Source organism: Gluconobacter sp. Gdi (assembly GCF_014132155.1).
Taxonomy (GTDB): domain Bacteria; phylum Pseudomonadota; class Alphaproteobacteria; order Acetobacterales; family Acetobacteraceae; genus Gluconobacter.
On the sequence record NZ_BLJQ01000001.1, the window covers coordinates 198182 to 214045 of the forward strand.

Annotated in this window: 20 protein-coding genes; 8 read left to right on the forward strand and 12 right to left on the reverse strand. The window is 56.8% G+C overall.

From position 1 onward, the window contains the following. Positions 1–92 precede the first annotated feature (92 nt). Positions 93–1091 carry a hypothetical protein gene (locus JN414_RS00800; protein WP_202206312.1) on the reverse strand — a complete coding sequence of 333 codons (999 nt, stop codon included), beginning with the start codon at positions 1089–1091 and terminating at the stop codon, positions 93–95. A 168-nt stretch (positions 1092–1259) separates the two neighbouring features. Here JN414_RS00800 and JN414_RS00805 point away from each other — a divergent pair, with 168 nt between their 5' ends. After that, positions 1260–1901, forward strand: a complete 642-nt coding sequence (locus JN414_RS00805; protein WP_046900896.1) for an ATP-dependent Clp protease proteolytic subunit — start codon at positions 1260–1262, stop codon at positions 1899–1901. Positions 1902–1955: 54 nt separating this feature from the next. Then, positions 1956–2945: a ferritin-like domain-containing protein gene (locus JN414_RS00810; RefSeq protein WP_202206313.1), complete on the forward strand. Its 990-nt coding sequence runs from the start codon at positions 1956–1958 to the stop codon at positions 2943–2945. Between the two features lie 175 nt (positions 2946–3120). Here JN414_RS00810 and recA read toward each other — a convergent pair whose 3' ends face one another. The 7 genes from recA to flgB form a co-directional block, all read right to left on the reverse strand. Then, on the reverse strand, positions 3121–4158 hold the full coding sequence (gene recA, locus JN414_RS00815) for a recombinase RecA (RefSeq protein WP_202206314.1): 1038 nt from the start codon (positions 4156–4158) through the stop codon (positions 3121–3123). Between the two features lie 197 nt (positions 4159–4355). Further along, the gene (locus JN414_RS00820) at positions 4356–5432 is read right to left on the reverse strand and encodes a flagellar biosynthesis protein FlhB (RefSeq protein WP_202206315.1); all 1077 of its coding nucleotides are present in this window, start codon (positions 5430–5432) and stop codon (positions 4356–4358) included. Between the two features lie 3 nt (positions 5433–5435). Beyond that, positions 5436–6263 (reverse strand): flagellar biosynthetic protein FliR, encoded by an 828-nt coding sequence (locus JN414_RS00825; protein ID WP_202206316.1) that lies wholly within the window; start codon positions 6261–6263, stop codon positions 5436–5438. Next, positions 6260–6532, reverse strand: a complete 273-nt coding sequence (locus tag JN414_RS00830; RefSeq protein WP_046900071.1) for a flagellar biosynthetic protein FliQ — start codon at positions 6530–6532, stop codon at positions 6260–6262. The genes JN414_RS00825 and JN414_RS00830 overlap by 4 nt, the downstream gene beginning before the upstream one ends. A 3-nt stretch (positions 6533–6535) precedes the next feature. Continuing rightward, positions 6536–6856 (reverse strand): flagellar hook-basal body complex protein FliE, encoded by a 321-nt coding sequence (locus JN414_RS00835; protein WP_202206317.1) that lies wholly within the window; start codon positions 6854–6856, stop codon positions 6536–6538. Positions 6857–6859: 3 nt separating this feature from the next. Then, entirely contained in the window at positions 6860–7267 is a 408-nt protein-coding gene (gene flgC, locus JN414_RS00840; RefSeq protein ID WP_046900069.1) for a flagellar basal body rod protein FlgC, read from the reverse strand. A gap of 13 nt (positions 7268–7280) precedes the next feature. Beyond that, on the reverse strand, positions 7281–7673 hold the full coding sequence (gene flgB, locus JN414_RS00845) for a flagellar basal body rod protein FlgB (RefSeq protein ID WP_046900068.1): 393 nt from the start codon (positions 7671–7673) through the stop codon (positions 7281–7283). Positions 7674–7879: 206 nt separating this feature from the next. Here flgB and JN414_RS00850 point away from each other — a divergent pair, with 206 nt between their 5' ends. After that, the gene (locus tag JN414_RS00850; protein WP_202206318.1) at positions 7880–8173 is read left to right on the forward strand and encodes a flagellar biosynthetic protein FliO; all 294 of its coding nucleotides are present in this window, start codon (positions 7880–7882) and stop codon (positions 8171–8173) included. Continuing rightward, a complete protein-coding gene (fliP, locus tag JN414_RS00855; RefSeq protein ID WP_202206319.1) occupies positions 8170–8907 on the forward strand; it encodes a flagellar type III secretion system pore protein FliP in 738 nt (245 codons plus the stop codon). Before JN414_RS00850 ends, fliP begins: the two co-directional genes overlap by 4 nt. On the opposite strand, the gene JN414_RS00860 is transcribed toward fliP, so the two are convergent. Further along, entirely contained in the window at positions 8908–10302 is a 1395-nt protein-coding gene (locus JN414_RS00860) for a gamma-glutamyltransferase (protein ID WP_202206320.1), read from the reverse strand. Between the two features lie 201 nt (positions 10303–10503). On the opposite strand from JN414_RS00860, the gene JN414_RS00865 reads away from it, so the two are divergent. The 4 genes from JN414_RS00865 (at position 10504) to folE (ending at position 13892) form a co-directional block, all read left to right on the forward strand. Next, entirely contained in the window at positions 10504–11268 is a 765-nt protein-coding gene (locus JN414_RS00865; protein ID WP_167386101.1) for a DsbA family protein, read from the forward strand. Positions 11269–11596: 328 nt separating this feature from the next. After that, a complete protein-coding gene (gene folP / locus JN414_RS00870; RefSeq protein WP_202206321.1) occupies positions 11597–12361 on the forward strand; it encodes a dihydropteroate synthase in 765 nt (254 codons plus the stop codon). Further along, positions 12358–13245 carry a 2-amino-4-hydroxy-6-hydroxymethyldihydropteridine diphosphokinase gene (gene folK, locus JN414_RS00875; protein WP_202206322.1) on the forward strand — a complete coding sequence of 296 codons (888 nt, stop codon included), beginning with the start codon at positions 12358–12360 and terminating at the stop codon, positions 13243–13245. Before folP ends, folK begins: the two co-directional genes overlap by 4 nt. A gap of 8 nt (positions 13246–13253) precedes the next feature. After that, positions 13254–13892, forward strand: coding sequence for a GTP cyclohydrolase I FolE (gene folE / locus JN414_RS00880; RefSeq protein WP_202206323.1), 639 nt, complete (start codon positions 13254–13256; stop codon positions 13890–13892). Positions 13893–13898: 6 nt separating this feature from the next. Here the strand turns inward: folE and JN414_RS00885 are convergent, their stop codons facing one another. From JN414_RS00885 to queE, 3 genes are read right to left on the reverse strand one after another with little or no spacing between them, the layout of a single operon-like run. Beyond that, on the reverse strand, positions 13899–14432 hold the full coding sequence (locus JN414_RS00885; RefSeq protein ID WP_202206324.1) for a 6-carboxytetrahydropterin synthase: 534 nt from the start codon (positions 14430–14432) through the stop codon (positions 13899–13901). After that, a complete protein-coding gene (gene queC / locus JN414_RS00890; protein ID WP_202206325.1) occupies positions 14429–15130 on the reverse strand; it encodes a 7-cyano-7-deazaguanine synthase QueC in 702 nt (233 codons plus the stop codon). Before queC ends, JN414_RS00885 begins: the two co-directional genes overlap by 4 nt. Next, the gene (queE, locus tag JN414_RS00895; protein WP_202206326.1) at positions 15127–15768 is read right to left on the reverse strand and encodes a 7-carboxy-7-deazaguanine synthase; all 642 of its coding nucleotides are present in this window, start codon (positions 15766–15768) and stop codon (positions 15127–15129) included. The genes queC and queE overlap by 4 nt, the downstream gene beginning before the upstream one ends. Positions 15769–15864: the final 96 nt, after the last annotated feature.

A 15864-nucleotide genomic window follows, 5' to 3' on the forward strand; every position in this document is an offset into this window, starting at 1 on the left:
CTCAAGGTGAGAAGATTAAGGGAGGAGGCACGATAGACAGGTTTTTCCGTAAGAGGAACAGTCCTTTACGGTCCCGCAGCACAGGGAGGGGCTCAGCCCCCAATCCGTACGCGCACACCGTCCCCAATGGCTTCCGCATGAATGCTGATGTCAGATGCCGGAACACCTCTTTTGACAAGAGCATCAGCTACGGTCCGGGCACGCAGAAGGCCCAGAGAGATTTCTCTTGCCTGATCTGCGGCGGAAAGCCCTGCATCCGCACTCATGGCTGCCCCAAAGCCAAGAATCGTTACTTTCTGTTTGCCACGATGGGACAGCAGACGCTGGTAATCTCCAGACGGGTCGCCCACTACATGATCTGTGGAAGGCTGAAAGCGGATCAGCGTTCCTTCGGGCGTGGAGCTGTCAATATCCGGGCGAAGCGGGCCGCTCAGATTGGCGTCCATCGGAATGTCAAAGCCAGGGAACTGAGGCGGCGGTGGCGGTAATGCGCCAATCTGCGGATATTCTCCCGGAGGTGTTGGCGGGATCGATTTGGCGATGACGGGAGGAAGCTCTGCTTCTGGCTGCTCAGACTTTACAGTCTTCACCGGTGCGGGCGCCTTGGCGGGCATTACGGGCGCGCTCGTCGCCGTATCTGTTGCGGCAGCATCCTGAGCGGGCTGGCCGGCAGAGGTCATGGTCAGGCTGTTTTGTTCGTCTGAGTCCGTGCCCGTTGGATTAACGGCTGAAGGGGCTGTCCGGGGAGGCGGCGGCGGCGCTACCGGCAATGTGCCACGTGCTGCGGTTTCACGCTGGGCAAGATTGCGCTGGGCTTCCAGCTGCATCGTGAGGTTGATGCGCGCTTCCGGGGACGGCATCTCCGGCAGTTTCGTGGGGGTGCGCCCTACATGCGGGTAGGGCTCGTTCTGGCCCGGCGGAGGCGGACGCAGCTTGGCAATTTCTCCACCTTCGAAGCTATGCCACCACCCCGCTGGTACGTCGACGGGGTCCTGATGCTGGCAGCCGGCAAAGAGGGGAGTGGCCAGCAGCAGCATGAACGGGATCTTTCCCGTATTTCTGCGCGTTACCGCTCTCCCGGGATGCGTCATGTTCCCTGAACCCACTGTGCCGTTCCTGCCTTCGCCAAATCTCTGAACAGGGCGGAGACTAGCCGTTCGTGATCGGGATGGCGAGACTTCGTCTTTCCCGGACTTGGCATGAAGGCAAACGAAGAGCAGGATAGGGGGATGAAGACGCACGATGGATCTGGAAACGACATGGACATCACCAGAATGACCCTTACCCGTCTGGACGACGAGCCCGATGCCCCAGAGGCCCCGGAAGACGACAACAAGACGCTGAACAGCCCGATCAGCGAACTCGAAAGCCGCCTGTTCGACCAGCGCAAGGTTCTGATCTTTGGTGGGATCAACGACAAGATCGCCCGTGACGTGACGGGGCGCCTTCTGGCGCTGGCCGGTTCGTCCGACAAGCCGATCGACGTCTATGTGAATTCCCCGGGTGGACATGTGGAGAGTGGCGACACCATCCATGACATGATCCGCTTCGTGGATTCGATTGCGCCCATCAATATGATTGGTACTGGCTGGGTCGCCTCCGCAGGTGCGCTGATTTATGCAGCGGGCCGCCCGGAGCGTCGCGTTTGCCTGCCAAATACGCGGTTCCTGCTTCATCAGCCGATGGGCGGTGTGCGCGGTCCGGCAACGGATATCGACATTGAAGCCCGTGAGATCATCAAGATGCGTGAGCGTCTGAACCGGATTTTCGCCAAGGAAACGGGACAGACATACGAGAAGGTCGCCAAGGATACGGACCGCAACTACTGGATGTCCGCGAAGGAAGCGATCGACTACGGGCTTGTTCACCGTATCATCCACTCCGCGACCGACCTGAAGTAAAACTACAAGCTCCAAGGGGCACGGCGTGCCGCAGGGCACGCCGCGAAGACTATCATGAAAAGCCTGGCCGAAATCTATTCCCACCTTCCCGACGCACCGTCGGAGAAGACGCTTGAGCGCGTCGATTATGAAGCGCGCCACTGGAGCAGCCCAATCAAGGGGCCTCTCAAGCCGGGAACGGAAGAGCACAAGAAGGCTGTCGCGCAGATGTTCCGCGACACGTTCAATCCATACAAGCCTTCGGTCATTGACTGGCCGGAACTTGATCCGGAAACGCTGCACCGCATTACGTCCCTGCCAATCTGGGATATCGCTGTTCAGACTGAAGGCAAGGCACGCCTCCGTATGGCCGCCTATGCGGCGATGATTGATGACCCGGACATGAAGGACGCTCTGTCCCGCAATGCCTGGGAAGAAAATCGCCATAAGGAAGTTTTGACCAAGCTGGTTGAAGCCTACAAAATTCCGATGGCGCCTGAGCCTCCCTATGTGGAGCCGAAAGACACGGAATGGGCCTATCTGGTGACGGGCTTCTCTGAATGTGTGGACAGTTTCTTCGCCTTTGGCCTTTTTGCCTTGGCTGAGCGTGCAGGACTCTTCCCGCCGGAACTGATCGAGACATTTGAGCCTGTGATGCAGGAAGAATGCCGCCATATTCTGCTGTTTGCGAACTGGCTGGCCTGGCATCGGGCAACAATGCCGTTTTGGAAGCGTCCATGGTTTGAAGCGCGTGTTATCGGCGTCTGGATCTTCCTGGCGTATGAGCGCATGGGCTTGGCGCGCAGCATCGACGAAAGCGGTGAAGAGCACACGCAGGACAATAATTTCACGGTCACTGGGGCCAAGGACATGACGAATATGGACGTCAATGTTCCTGACCTGATGCAGCTCTGCCTTGATGAGAATGACCGCCGCTTTGCGGGCTATGATCCGCGGTTGCTTCGGCCGACAACCACTCCGGCCATTGCGAGAGCGATTATCAAGGGAGCAAAAACATGGGCATGTCTGCGCAGCAAGCTATGCCCCGTGAAGTCTGCTGCCTGAAATAATTTCTGGAAATTCGGCACGGTAAAAGGATCAGGTTCGCCTGATCCTTTTTTTATACCCTGATTAAGCTTGGTCGTTCGTGGTTGGGGAAGGGGCAATGAGGTGCGGGCTTCTGCGCCTCGACGAAAAGTCAAAAAAAGAGGCCCCTTGTTGGAGCCTCTTTTTGCGGAAATTAGTCTGCAGTTGATGCGTCGTCGTCACTCTCTGGGCCTGTCATCATGGCTTCTGCCACGACCCCGGCTTCAGCACGGACACGCCGTTCGATTTCCTGCGCCATTTCAGGATGGTCTCGCAGGAACTGCTTGGCGTTTTCACGTCCCTGACCAATGCGCTGGCTATCGAAAGAGAACCATGCGCCTGATTTCTCGACGATGTTCGCTTTCACGCCCAGATCAAGAAGCTCACCGACCTTGCTGATGCCTTCACCGTACATGATGTCGAACTCAACCTGACGGAACGGCGGGGCCATCTTGTTCTTGACCACTTTGACGCGCGTCTGGTTTCCAACGACCTCATCCTTGTCCTTGATGGAGCCGATGCGTCGGATATCCAGACGAACGGAAGCGTAGAACTTCAGTGCGTTACCGCCGGTTGTGGTCTCCGGATTACCAAACATCACGCCGATTTTCATGCGGATCTGGTTCAGGAAGATGACCAGTGTGTTCGATCGTGAGACGGTTCCGGTCAGCTTGCGCAGGGCCTGGCTCATGAGGCGGGCATGAAGGCCGACGTGGCTGTCGCCCATATCGCCTTCGAGTTCTGCTCGCGGAACCAGCGCGGCCACTGAGTCCACAACCAGAACATCAATGGCGCCGGAACGAACCAGCGTATCGACGATTTCCAGCGCCTGCTCACCGGCATCCGGTTGGCTCAGCAGAAGGTCATCGACGTTAACGCCGAGCTTCTTGGCATATCCAGGGTCAAGCGCATGTTCCGCATCGATAAAGGCGACCGTACCGCCCTTTTTCTGTGCTTCAGCCAGAACATGCAGTGCCAGCGTGGTTTTGCCCGAGCTTTCCGGCCCATAAATCTCGACAACGCGGCCGCGGGGCATGCCGCCAATTCCGAGGGCGATATCAAGCCCTAGGGAACCGGTTGAAATGACGTCAGCCTGCTCTTTCGGGCGCTGGCCCATCCGCATGATCGACCCTTTGCCGAACGCACGCTCGATCTGGCTGAGAGCGCCTTCAAGCGCCTTGGTCTTGTCCATTCAATCCTCGTAATCGTTCATGGCTGGTGGGTAGGAACACGATAGACCTTGCCACGCCCTCCGCATAGGAGGGCACCTCTCACCGGAGAGAATTTCATCGTGTTCTGAGGTGTCGTGTTCACAAATGTTCTGGTCACCATATCATGAGAACAAGAGGCTTCGCCAAGGGGGTAGCATTAGAAAAAAGAAGATTCTTTTTATCTGATCGGAGAATGGTTGCCCGCTGGCCTTCTGAGTTTCCACACATAAGCAATGACTGCGGCCACGACCTTGAAGTGCTCTGCCGGAATTTCACTTTCGAGAGGCAAGGGATAAAGAGCGCGGGCCAAAGGAGGATTCGCTACGATGGGTACGCGATGGTCCTGTGCTAGCTCTCGAATGCGCGCGGCTACGTCGTCAACACCTTTGGCAACGATCTTAGGGGCACTTGATGCGCCCTTTTCATAAACAAGTGCGACGGCATAGTGCGTTGGATTAGTCACAATGACCGTGGCGGTTTTTACGGCGTCCATCATGCGCTGCCTGGCCACCTTGGCGCGCATGGCTTTCAGTTTTCCTTTAACGTGCGGGTCGCCTTCAGTATTTCGGTATTCTTCCTTGAGCTCTTCCCGGCTCATTTTGAGTTTGGCTGTATGCCGAAATCGCATCCAGAAGATGTCGCCTCCAGCAATCACAAGTTGAGCCAAAATCATGCCTGTGGCGCCACTGAGCCCCAGACGAATAACAGTCGTCAGAATGGCGCTTGCGTTGAGGCCTGTCATACTCCGGGCGTCAGGGATAATGCCTTTCGCCAAGTGCCAGAGTACAGTTACGAAAATCAGCAGTTTGACGAGCGCTTTGCACGTATCCGGCAAGGTGTCGCCGCCCAGAATCCTCTTTAGACCTCCCATAGGAGAAACGCGGGACATTTTGGGCAGCAATGATCCGGGATGAATCAGAAAGCCGGTTTGCAGGAAGCCCACACCGAGCGTGAGTGCCGTGATGAGCCCTGCTACGGGAAGGGCGAGTGCAAGCCCTGCGGTGATGGTGTGTTGTGTTGTGGAAAGAAGGTCGCCCTGTACCATCGAAATGGTTCCGGCATTGGCCATGAGACTTTTCATGCTGTGCACAAAGTTGGGCACCAAAAACGGAAGAAGCGCGAAAATACCCAGGAGGCCACCGAGCAGGACAGTAAAGCTCATGGCTTCTCGAGAAAGAACGATTTGTCCGTCGTCTCGGGCTTTCTGGAGCCTTTGTTGCGAAGGGGCTTCTGTTCTGTCTTCTGCGTCTGCCACGCGTTAAAGCCCCGGCAGTGCGCGGAGCACATCAAAAGCCTGTCCTTGCCAGACTGTCAGCATGGCCTGAAGTGTTAACCCCAGGAGCGCAATGCCCCCCAACATTTGTAAAGGGTTGGCGGCATTATAAATTTGTAGATTGGGGAGCAGCCTCGTCATGATGCCGAGCATCATTTCCCAGATAAGCGACAGGATCAGAAATGGAGCACTGAGTTCCAGGCCAAGAGTGAAAGCCTTGCCCGTCATCTGAATAATACTGCGAGCGGCATCTCCCAGAATGGGCCAGTGCGGAACTGCCGCATGATTCATGAGGGGCCCTCCCGGTGGAATGAGGCCGTAGCTGCCAATCACTGCGTGTATTGGCAAAAGGTAGGCACCGGTGATCAACAGGATCAGAGGGGCGAGCAGATTCATGAAGCGAGCGGGCGCTGAGCTACTGGAGCCAAGGTCGGGGTCTGGCTGGAGCACGCTGGAAATACCGATGAACATGGCGATCATCTGACCGGCAATAGGGAGCGCCATCGTAATCAGGCGTGCAATCCATCCGATCAGCAGGCCAGCGAAAAGCTCCACAGAGATCATTCCTGCGAGAGCTATCGGGCCAAGTGTGTCGAGCTGAGAGGTGTTCAGCAAAGGGAGGACCAACGGCACGATCAGAAAGGTAAGTGTCAGGGCAATTCCTGCTCTGATCATCATGGGGAGTGACTGTTCCCCTAGTCCTGGCATCACCATGACTGTTGCACCTGTTCGGCAAAGAACCAGCACAAACGCCAAGGCCCATTCTGTCAGAACCTGTCCGGACAGAACCGTTGGAAAAGGAAACGATGTCACGTTGTTCCGACGAGAATGAGCTGATCAAACAGATGTCGGGTGAACGTCAGCAGGGTTGCCGTCATGAAGGAGCCTGCCATCATCATGACAACACCGATGGCGATCACTTTGGGGACAAAGGACAATGTGCTCTCATTCAGCTGCGTGACGGCTTGAAAGAGTGACACCAACAGACCAACGGCCAGCGCAGTGAGGAGAGCCGGAGCGCTCAGTTTGAGGGCGACAATGAAGGTCTGCTCCAGAATCGCGCCCAGATCGATTGCCTGCATTGGTCAGATCGTCATTTTCATAACGTCCTGGTACGCCTGCACCATTCGGTCTCGAAGGACCGTGGACGTCTGAAGCGCGAGCTGGGCGTTGGATACGGCTGTGACGATCTGGGTCATGTCCCCGCCGCCATGCAGTCCGGCAGCAGACTGTGCTTCTGCGTCATGGCCAGTGTTGAGGACGCTGCTGACCGCCTGCGACATGACAGAGCCAAAATCGCCTGAGGCAGCCGTGCCATCAGGAACGTCGTCCGTCACTCCTGTCTGAAAGCGGCTCTGAAGGCTTTGGGCATATGCGCTATGCGCTTGGGAGAGGGACGTGATCATGAGTTATTTCAACAGGTCCAGTGTGCGGGACAGCATGGTACGGGTGCTTTGCATGGTGTTGAGGTTGGCTTCGTACGAGCGTTCGGCTTCGCGCATGTCCATCATCTCCACCATTGAATCCACGTTGGAAATTTTTACGTAACCCTGTGCATTGGCCGCAGGATGAGACGGGTCATACTTTGTCTGGAAGTCAGACATGTCCCGGCCGATTTCCTGCACATCGACGGTGGAACGATCAGTGTCGTTGTCCACGTGTTCTGCGAAGGTGATGGTTTTTCGTCGATAGGGATCCGCGCCGGGTGTGGAGCCTGTCGTGTCTTGGTTGGCAAGGTTTTCGGCCACAATCCGCAGGCGCTGGGCCTGAGCATCCATCCCGCTGGCAGAAATGCCGATGGTGTTGGAGAGGTTCATGGGTCAGCTCCCCTTATTTGCCGAGAACTGTCTGAAACATGCTCATGTATTTTCCGTAGATATTGACTGCGAGATGCTGCTGGTCGCTCACGTCTGCCACCTGTTCCATCTGCTGATCGAGGGAAACCTGGTTGCCATCCAGAGACTGCTCGGTTTCAACGTCTTGCACATGCGTGACGGAGGCTGATGAGCCTATATGTTGAGGCTGCGTCGCCGTGGGCGTGATCTCGAACTGGCTTAATGCCGCTTCAAAAGGGGAGACATCCTTGGGCGTGTAATCAGGGGTATCTGCATTGGCGATGTTACCTGCAAGAACCTGCTGACGCGCCTGAAGCCAGTTCAGACGGTCCTGACCAAGGGCAAACAGGTTTGTGCCACTGGTCGCTGTGGTGTCCGTGTTGCGCATTGCTGCAGTTTCCCTCCATGCAGAACCCTGTTTCGGCCCGATAGAGTTGATCATGGCGGAAAGTGCTTAATGAATGGTTGATACCATCCATGATTCTCCGGCCTCCGATAATAATCCGGGTCCTGATGAGGAGAATTTCGGCAGTTATTAGGCGTCTATTAATCTTTATCCGGCACTCTTTTCCAAAGTGAAGGAAATACGGTGCCATGACCTTACATGACGGTTTGACTGCCTGTTCGGCGTTGATGTTCATAATTGTGCTTCTTGTCTGTCTGAAGCCTTTGCTGAAGCTCGTCAGTTCGCGCCGGGGAGGGCATGGAAAGTCCGGTGCGGGGCTGTCTCTTGTGGGACAGATGGCCTTGGATCGCACCCGGCGACTTTCAGTCATACGGTACGGTAGCCGTGAGGTTCTGGTACTGACTGGTGGCAGTCAGGATGTGCTGCTGGAATGGCATGGTGACAGAACCGGTTTTGCTGCAGCACTGGAGGAGGCTTCGTGAAGTCCTGCCTTCTCCTGTTTGCGCTCCTGCTCTGTCTGTTGTGCCCGCATTTGGCATATGGTCAGGCCGTCAGTATTGATCTGGGGCAGTCCGGCGGGGCTGGAACGACCAGCAGGCTGGTGCAGCTTAGTGCTCTCATCACCGTTTTGTCGCTTGCCCCCAGTCTTCTGGTGATGGTGACAGCCTTTACGCGGATCGTGATTGTGTTGTCGCTGCTGAGAAGCGCACTCGGCGCGCAGGGCACGCCGCCGAACACCGTTCTGATCGGGTTGGCGCTTTTTCTGACGTTATTTGTGATGCAGCCTACGCTTCAGAAATCCTGGGATACAGGCGTTGCTCCCATGATGGCGGGGCAGGTTGGTGAGATGGAAGGGCTAAGCCGGTCTGCGCAGCCTTTTCATGATTTCATGGCCGCTACGGCACGGCCTGCAGACATTTCAACCTTTCTGGACATTGCCCATGAAAAGCCGCCTCAAAAAATTGAGGACACACCGTGGCGTGTTCTTGTGCCGGCTTTCATGATTGGAGAGCTGCGGCGCGGTTTTGAAATGGGATTTCTGCTGTATCTGCCATTCCTCGTCATCGATCTCGTTGTTTCGAGTGTCTTGATGAGCCTTGGCATGATGATGCTCCCCCCCAGCACAGTGTCTTTGCCATTCAAGCTGATCTTTTTTGTGATCGTTGATGGCTGGTCGCTGGTGGCGGGGAGCTTGGTAAGAAGTTTTACCGGGTGATCAGTTCGTCGTTCCAGCGGCAAGGCCTGCGCCGCGTGGATCAGTGTTTCCGTGGCAGTTATTGCCGCCTGTGCATGTCACGGCATTGACGCGACCTGAGCCAGAATGGGCAATTTCTGCCCCCTGAGTTGCGGCCCGTGCCGCATCGCCCACAGCATCCGCAGCGTCATTCTGGCCAGATGCCGCAATCGCAGCCTTCAATCCGCGACGGTCTCTCAGAATTGCCGCTGCGAGGAGGGGGCGAGGTGTCGCGGCGGGAGATGCACCAAGCACGATGCCTGTGCTGCCAGCGATACGGCCTGTTCCAAACAGATTATTCTCGCTCAGGCTGCAAGCAACGGCCATGCCATTACGGTCCGTGACGACAAAGGATGTGGAGGCGGGAAGTGCAGGAAGAGCGCTACCTCCTGTCTTGCCGTTATCCAGAGCTGCCTGTGCGGTAGCGATATCCGTTGCGCCCGAAGCGCGCCAGGCGCTGACAGCGCCTTGGGCTGATGAACCGGTTGTATAGCGAATGGCTGCGCCAAGGCCACCATCAGCGGGTGGTGCAAGGAACGAAGCGCTGATGCCGTTGGACTGTGTGGTGAGAGCGACCGTCTCGACCGGGAGCGTTTTCCGCAGGTCACTGGTGTTGAGACCCCCACCAGCTTTTTGAGCAGCCGTACTGTAAACGTCTGCAAGGGCACCATTATACAGATCGCCAATGCCGGCCGAACGGATACGCTCCAGGAAGCCAGCCAGGCGAGGCTGGATCAGATTATCACCAGACGCCAAGGTTCCTGCTTCGCCACGTCCGAAAATAGCGCGGGCATTCTCGTCAGCCAGAAGGGCCGTCCGCACAACTGCCAGATCGGAGGCGAGGGCGCGACTGACGGTAATGCCGTTGCTGGCAAGGTTCATCGAGGGGGCGATCAGGTCGTTGAATTCAACCGAGCCATAATGGTGATGGATCAGGAACAGGCCGCGAAGCGTAGCGGGAGTAGATGCCGGGCGATTGCCGCCCACACTGCTGCCAGCGGCGGGCAGGAAACTGATGCTCTGCGCGGGGGCGCCGGGCTGGGATATGAGGCATGCGCCTCCACCGCCCAGAGACGCGCGGGAGGGAAGGGTCACACCAAGGGCAATGGCTGTGGCCACGGCGGCGTCTGCAGCATTGCCTTTGCGTGCCAGAACATCGTGGCCAACAAGTGCTGCCTGTGGTTCGTCAGCGACCACTGTGCCGATGCTGCCTGTGAGAGCCGGGGCGGGAGCTGTGCCCACGAGGGACGTGAAGCCAGGAATACTTGAGCAGGCGGTCAGCAGGAGCCCTGAGGCTACCGAAGCCAGAAGGTGGAACGACACGCGGCCTGCCTTACGGGAGCCGCGGAGGGAAATCTGGTTTCGACGGTGCGCCACCTGGCGTTTCTCCACTATCTGGTCTCGGGTCCGGCAAGTGAGATGCACCCCATTCGGAAGAGACCTCACATTCAGTTTGCTCAGTCATAACGGTAATCCCTCTGTTGTGGGAGAGGTCTTGGTCGCTTCTCTTTGTGACAGTCTTTCATTAATGGCCGCGGACAGTTACGGTGCCGCGTCTTCTGCAATCCGGAGCCTTCTGTGAAACATCGCCTGTCCGCAACGGTTTTTGCCGTTTTTGCTGCGCTTTCTTCCTACGGGAATGCTGCGATGGCCGCTTCGGGAAGCCCCTCAGAAAACTTTACGCCTGCACAGCGTGCCGAAGTGGTTCAGATCCTTCGGCAGGCTCTGAAAGAAGATCCTTCCATTCTGACGGATGCCATCCGCTCCCTGCGAGAGAAGGCGGAGCAGCAGAAGCAGGATTCGGCTCTTGAGGCTGTCAAAACGCATTTGCATGATCTACAGACGGCTCCCGACTATGCTGTTCGGGGTAATCCGCACGGAAAAATTACCGTGGTGGAATTCTTTGATCCGCGCTGCTCGTATTGCCGGGCCATGATGCCGGAAGTTGATCGTTTTCTGGCCCGTCATCCAGATGTCCGTCTGGTTGAAAAGGTTATTCCAGTGCTGGGGAGCGGCAGCGTGCTCGATAGCCGTGCCATCTTCGCTGCCAGCGCGCAGGGGAAATATGACGTGATGCGTCAGGCTCTGATGGCAGATACCACCAAGCCGACCATGGAACGGATCACGGAGCTTGCGAAGGCAAACGGTCTGGATGCCGATCGCCTGAAAGCAGATATGAGCTCGCCGGCAACTGTCGCTCTGATTACGACCAATCTGGATCAGGGCCGTGCCATCAATCTTGACGGGACGCCGACGTTTATTTTCGGTTCGGCTGCCGTTGCTCCAGGTGCTCTTAATGAAGAGCAGATGGAAGCCTTCCTGGAGCAGGCTAGAAAATCCTGAATTCTTAAGAGAAGTTCTTAGGTGCCGGAAGGGCCATCGCCGGGAATGTGAAAAGCGTAAATTTCGGATCCCAATTAGTGCCGTAATTGAGTGCCATATGAGCATGGAGGCGTTCTTGTGAAGATCGTCTTCCATGTAGAAAGGCGAAAATTTCGCCACTGTCCGTTCACATGCGGGCGGACTACGATGCAGGTCTCTTACAGTTGAAGAAGCTGGGATTCTCCGGCTCTTCTTGCACTAAGGTATATCGAAACTGTTCTCTCTGTTTCCGTCTGAAAATAGCGCTTCACGTCTTTCTGGCTCCCCTTCAGGAAGACAGCCCTTATTGATGGGTATCCTGAATGTTACGCCGGATTCGTTCTCTGATGGCGGTCATTTTCAGGCCCCGGAAACAGCGCTGGCACACGCCCGGTCCATGCTCACTGATGGTGCCGACATTCTGGATATCGGGGCGGAGTCAACGCGACCTGGTTTTCGCTCAGTGCCGGCCGATGAAGAATGGGCACGGCTTGAGCCGATTATTAACCGTCTTGCGCCTGAGGGCGTTCCGATCTCGGTCGATACAACGAAAGCCGTGGTAGCTCGGAAATCTCTTCAGGCGGGTGCACGAGTTATCAATGATGTTTGGGGCTTTCAGGCCGATCCAGATATGGCGTTCGTGGTGGCAGACAGGGGAGCCTCGGCGGTTCTCATGCACAATCGGCACGATTGCGATGATCAACTGGACCTACTGGCGGACTGGCACCGGTTTTTTGATCATTCACTCAATCTGGCTGAGAAGGCCGGGGTAAAGAAAGACTTTCTGATTCTGGACCCGGGAGTTGGTTTTGGAAAAACACAGGATCAGAACGTTCAGGCTGTGGCCTCCGTTGGTATTCTGAAACAGGAGTATGGTCTGCCTGTCCTTCTGGGGCTCTCCCGGAAGTCTATGTTTGGATATCTTCTAGGGCGCCCTGTAGACGAACGGCTGGCGGGAACCCTGGCTGCCAATCTTTTCGGTGCAGATGCTGGCGCTGATATTCTGCGTGTTCATGACGTTCGGGAGCATGCAGATGCGCTGGCAATGCGCCAGATCCTGAAGGACTGTAAATGATTACCGCCCCGCTGACTGCCGTCTTTGTTCGGGATCTTTGTCTGTTCGGTTATCATGGCGTGTTGCCGGAAGAGAACCGGATCGGGCAACGCTTCATCATTGATATCGAGATTCGTGCAGATCTCTCAGGGGCTATCGAAACAGACGACTACCTTCAGGCCGTCTGCTACGGCACTTTGTGCGATATCGCTTCTGACATCGTGACCGGAAAGCCCATGGGCCTGATAGAGGCCCTGGCGGGACGGATTGCTGATGAGGTTTTGAGGCGTCTGGGGCGTGTTGAGCAGGTTCTTGTGACCGTGCGCAAGCCGTCTGCACCCGTGCCCTATCCCGTATCGGAAACCGCGACGACAGTTGAGCGCCAGCGGGTTCATGAGGTTGCGTTCTCGCTGGGCGCCAATCTGGGGGACCGTGAGGCAATCCTGGCAGCTGCAATAGATTGTTTGTCTCTGGAGAGCGGCTTGCAGCTTCTGAACGTCTCGTCCCTGTACGATAGTGCACCGTGGGGTGGGATCGATCAGCCGGGATTCGTCAATCTGTGTGTAACGGGTCAGACAACGCTGCGTCCTCATGCAGTGCTGACGATTTGTAAGCGGATTGAGCGGGAGTTGGGTCGGCAGCCGGGTGTCCGCTGGGGGGCACGGGCTATCGATATTGATCTTCTTCATTATGATGAATGCAGTATTTCTGACCGTGTTTTGACGCTGCCGCACCCCCATCTGTTTGAACGGGCGTTTGTTCTCGAACCTCTGGCGGAAATAGCGGCAGGGCGTGTGATTGGTGGACGTCGGGTGGCGGACGCGCTAGCAGTCCTGCCTCGAACCAGCGGAGATGTGACCCGGCGTGACCCGGATCGTGCCGCTTCGGGGAACGAAGGAGCCTGAAACCCGACATGACTGACCGGAACGCCACGGCTGCAAAAGCCAGCAATGAAGACCTGCGCCCGCTCGAAGGCTTGTCTCGGCCTGCCGATGCGCAGGAGCGGATTGCGGGCGCAGTTCGTACAATTCTGGAAGCGCTCGGAGAAAATCCGGAGCGCGAGGGCTTACATGACACGCCTCAGCGCGTGGCAAAGATGTATCTGGAAGTGTTCGAAGGTCTGTATGAAGACCCGCGCGATCATCTGAAGACGCAGTTCTCAGCAGACCAGCACCATGGTGCGGTTATCGTCAAGGATATCCATTTCCATTCCATGTGTGAGCATCACCTTCTCCCGGTGCACGGTAAGGCGCATGTGGCCTATCTGCCGGCAGGCGGGCGTTTGACGGGCCTTAGTAAGCTGGCGCGCGTTGTGGAAGGTTTTGCTCGACGTCCCCAGTTGCAGGAGCGCCTGACCGATCAGGTCGCGCAGGCCATGGAGGATGTGCTGGCGCCGGAAGCTGTGCTCGTTGTGATTGAAGCCGAGCATATGTGCATGAGTATGCGCGGTGTACGCTCGCCGGGTTCCACTACGGTTACAATGATTGCCCGTGGAACCTGGAAGCATGACCATGCAGCCCGCATGGAGATCCTGTCTCTTCTGCGAAGCTGAAAGGCTTTAAAGATCCGATATGCTCATGTCTGCCCGGTTCCACCAGCAGGCTTGGGCAGCGCGCTCGACTTGCGGAAGATAGAATGAGGGATCGCCGCTGAGCTTGACCGTGTTGGTCGGGGTTTCTTCAAGCTCAATTTCATGAACGCGAAGCTTTCCGCCCTGATCGGCGAGAATGGCTGTCAGCTTGGCAAGCAGAAGCGCGGTCATGACTTCGGTCGTGGGGTCGCCTGGCGTGACGACGATCCTGCGTGCGCGTTCAGGCTCGTGATCCCGGAACCATGCCAGCAGCGGGTCTCGCTCCGATAACTGCAAAGCATGGTCGAGACTGTTGTCTACGAAATCATGCCAGCGGGTTTTGGCCTCTGCGAATGGCAGGATCATGTTCTGGTGACCATCCAGCCGTTTCTCGTCAACGGGCCGGAGTGTCACCTTCACATATTCATTATGCCCATGCGGAACCGCACACTTCTCACTGGTGCCAGTAATAAGCCTGTGGCCCATGCAGAAACGGCGCGTAAAGACGAGTTCTGCGGTCATGCTTTGCTCTCGCAATAACGGCGCCAGCCTTCAGCACGGAGCTGACAGGCCGGGCATGTGCCACAGCCATAGCCCCAGGCGTACTGATGTGTGCGATCTCCCATATAGCAGGAGTGGCTCTCCTGATTGATAAGATCTACGAGCGCTTTTCCGCCGAGTTCTTCCGTCAGATCCCAAGTTTGAGCTTTGTCGATCCACATCAGGGGCGTGTGCAGCACGAAGCGCTGGTCCATGCCCAGGTTCAGGGCAACCTGCAGTGCTTTGATCGTATCGTCGCGGCAGTCCGGGTAGCCCGAATAATCGGTTTCACAGACGCCCGTAACGATATGCTTGACGTTGCGACGATAAGCCAATGCGGCTGCGAACGTCAGGAAGATCAGGTTACGACCTGGCACAAAGGTATTGGGCAGACCACTTTCGTTGAAGCCAATTTCGGCTTCTCGGGTCAGAGCGGTCTCGGACAGGGCGCCAAGGGATGCCAAATCAATGGTATGATCTTCACCCAGCCTTGCTTTCCATTCTGCAGAATGGGCTGCCATCTGCGCGCGCAGGGTGGCACGGCACTCAAGCTCGACAAGATGTCGTTGTCCGTAAGCGTAACCTACGGTCTCAACACGATCGAAACGGGAGAGAGCCCAGGCGAGGCAGGTTGCTGAATCCTGGCCGCCAGAAAACAGGACGAGGGCGGCGTTGCTCATGGAATTCCGATCATCTTGTGAGTTTGCAGGGAAAGGCGCCAGCGCGGATGTGCCAGACAATACGCAACAGCAGCCTGCGTGTTCTCCAGGCGGTTCGGTCCATCCATTGGCTGCAACCAGAAGTGCTGAAAGGACAGCGTGTCGAACAGTTCGGGTGGGAGCTCGATCTGTGGATATACGAGCTTCAGCTCCGAGCCATTTTTCTGGACCAGGGCGCCACCCGGTTTGGGGCTGACACAGATCCAGTCGATCCCGTCCGGTGCGGCGATTGTTCCGTTGGTTTCAACGGCAATCTCAAACCCCCGGGCCTTCACGGCAGCAATCAGTTCCGCATCCAGTTGGAGAAGTGGCTCTCCTCCTGTGAACACAACATAACGGCGGCCCGAAGCATCAGCGACGCTTTGCCAGCAGTGTTCGATCGTATCCGCCAGAGTGGCTGCGTCCTGAAAGCGGCCGCCTCCTTCACCGTCGGTTCCAATAAAATCCGTGTCGCAGAAGCGGCATGCTGCCGTTTCACGGTCCTGCTCTCGGCCTGACCACAGGTTGCACCCGGCAAACCGGCAGAATACCGAGGCGCGACCCGTCTGCGCACCCTCTCCCTGGAGGGTGACGAACATTTCCTTCACAGCATAAGACATGACCGCAGCATTTCGGCGAGGACGCGGCCAGATGCAAGGGAAAACATTCTTTTATCTGCGGACAGATGTTTCGACGGCCCGCAGGGGTGGGCAGAA

Excerpts from the sequence above, each read along its gene's own strand:
- JN414_RS00800 (WP_202206312.1), bottom strand. The coding sequence starts at position 1,091 with ATGACGCATCCCGGGAGAGCGGTAACGCGCAGAAATACGGGAAAGATC.
- JN414_RS00805 (WP_046900896.1), top strand. The coding sequence starts at position 1,260 with ATGGACATCACCAGAATGACCCTTACCCGTCTGGACGACGAGCCCGAT.
- JN414_RS00810 (WP_202206313.1), top strand. The coding sequence starts at position 1,956 with ATGAAAAGCCTGGCCGAAATCTATTCCCACCTTCCCGACGCACCGTCG.
- recA (WP_202206314.1), bottom strand. The coding sequence starts at position 4,158 with ATGGACAAGACCAAGGCGCTTGAAGGCGCTCTCAGCCAGATCGAGCGT.
- JN414_RS00830 (WP_046900071.1), bottom strand. The coding sequence starts at position 6,532 with ATGCAGGCAATCGATCTGGGCGCGATTCTGGAGCAGACCTTCATTGTC.
- JN414_RS00835 (WP_202206317.1), bottom strand. The coding sequence starts at position 6,856 with ATGATCACGTCCCTCTCCCAAGCGCATAGCGCATATGCCCAAAGCCTT.
- flgC (WP_046900069.1), bottom strand. The coding sequence starts at position 7,267 with ATGAACCTCTCCAACACCATCGGCATTTCTGCCAGCGGGATGGATGCT.
- flgB (WP_046900068.1), bottom strand. The coding sequence starts at position 7,673 with ATGCGCAACACGGACACCACAGCGACCAGTGGCACAAACCTGTTTGCC.
- JN414_RS00850 (WP_202206318.1), top strand. The coding sequence starts at position 7,880 with ATGACCTTACATGACGGTTTGACTGCCTGTTCGGCGTTGATGTTCATA.
- folP (WP_202206321.1), top strand. The coding sequence starts at position 11,597 with ATGGGTATCCTGAATGTTACGCCGGATTCGTTCTCTGATGGCGGTCAT.
- folK (WP_202206322.1), top strand. The coding sequence starts at position 12,358 with ATGATTACCGCCCCGCTGACTGCCGTCTTTGTTCGGGATCTTTGTCTG.
- folE (WP_202206323.1), top strand. The coding sequence starts at position 13,254 with ATGACTGACCGGAACGCCACGGCTGCAAAAGCCAGCAATGAAGACCTG.
- JN414_RS00885 (WP_202206324.1), bottom strand. The coding sequence starts at position 14,432 with ATGACCGCAGAACTCGTCTTTACGCGCCGTTTCTGCATGGGCCACAGG.
- queC (WP_202206325.1), bottom strand. The coding sequence starts at position 15,130 with ATGAGCAACGCCGCCCTCGTCCTGTTTTCTGGCGGCCAGGATTCAGCA.
- queE (WP_202206326.1), bottom strand. The coding sequence starts at position 15,768 with ATGTCTTATGCTGTGAAGGAAATGTTCGTCACCCTCCAGGGAGAGGGT.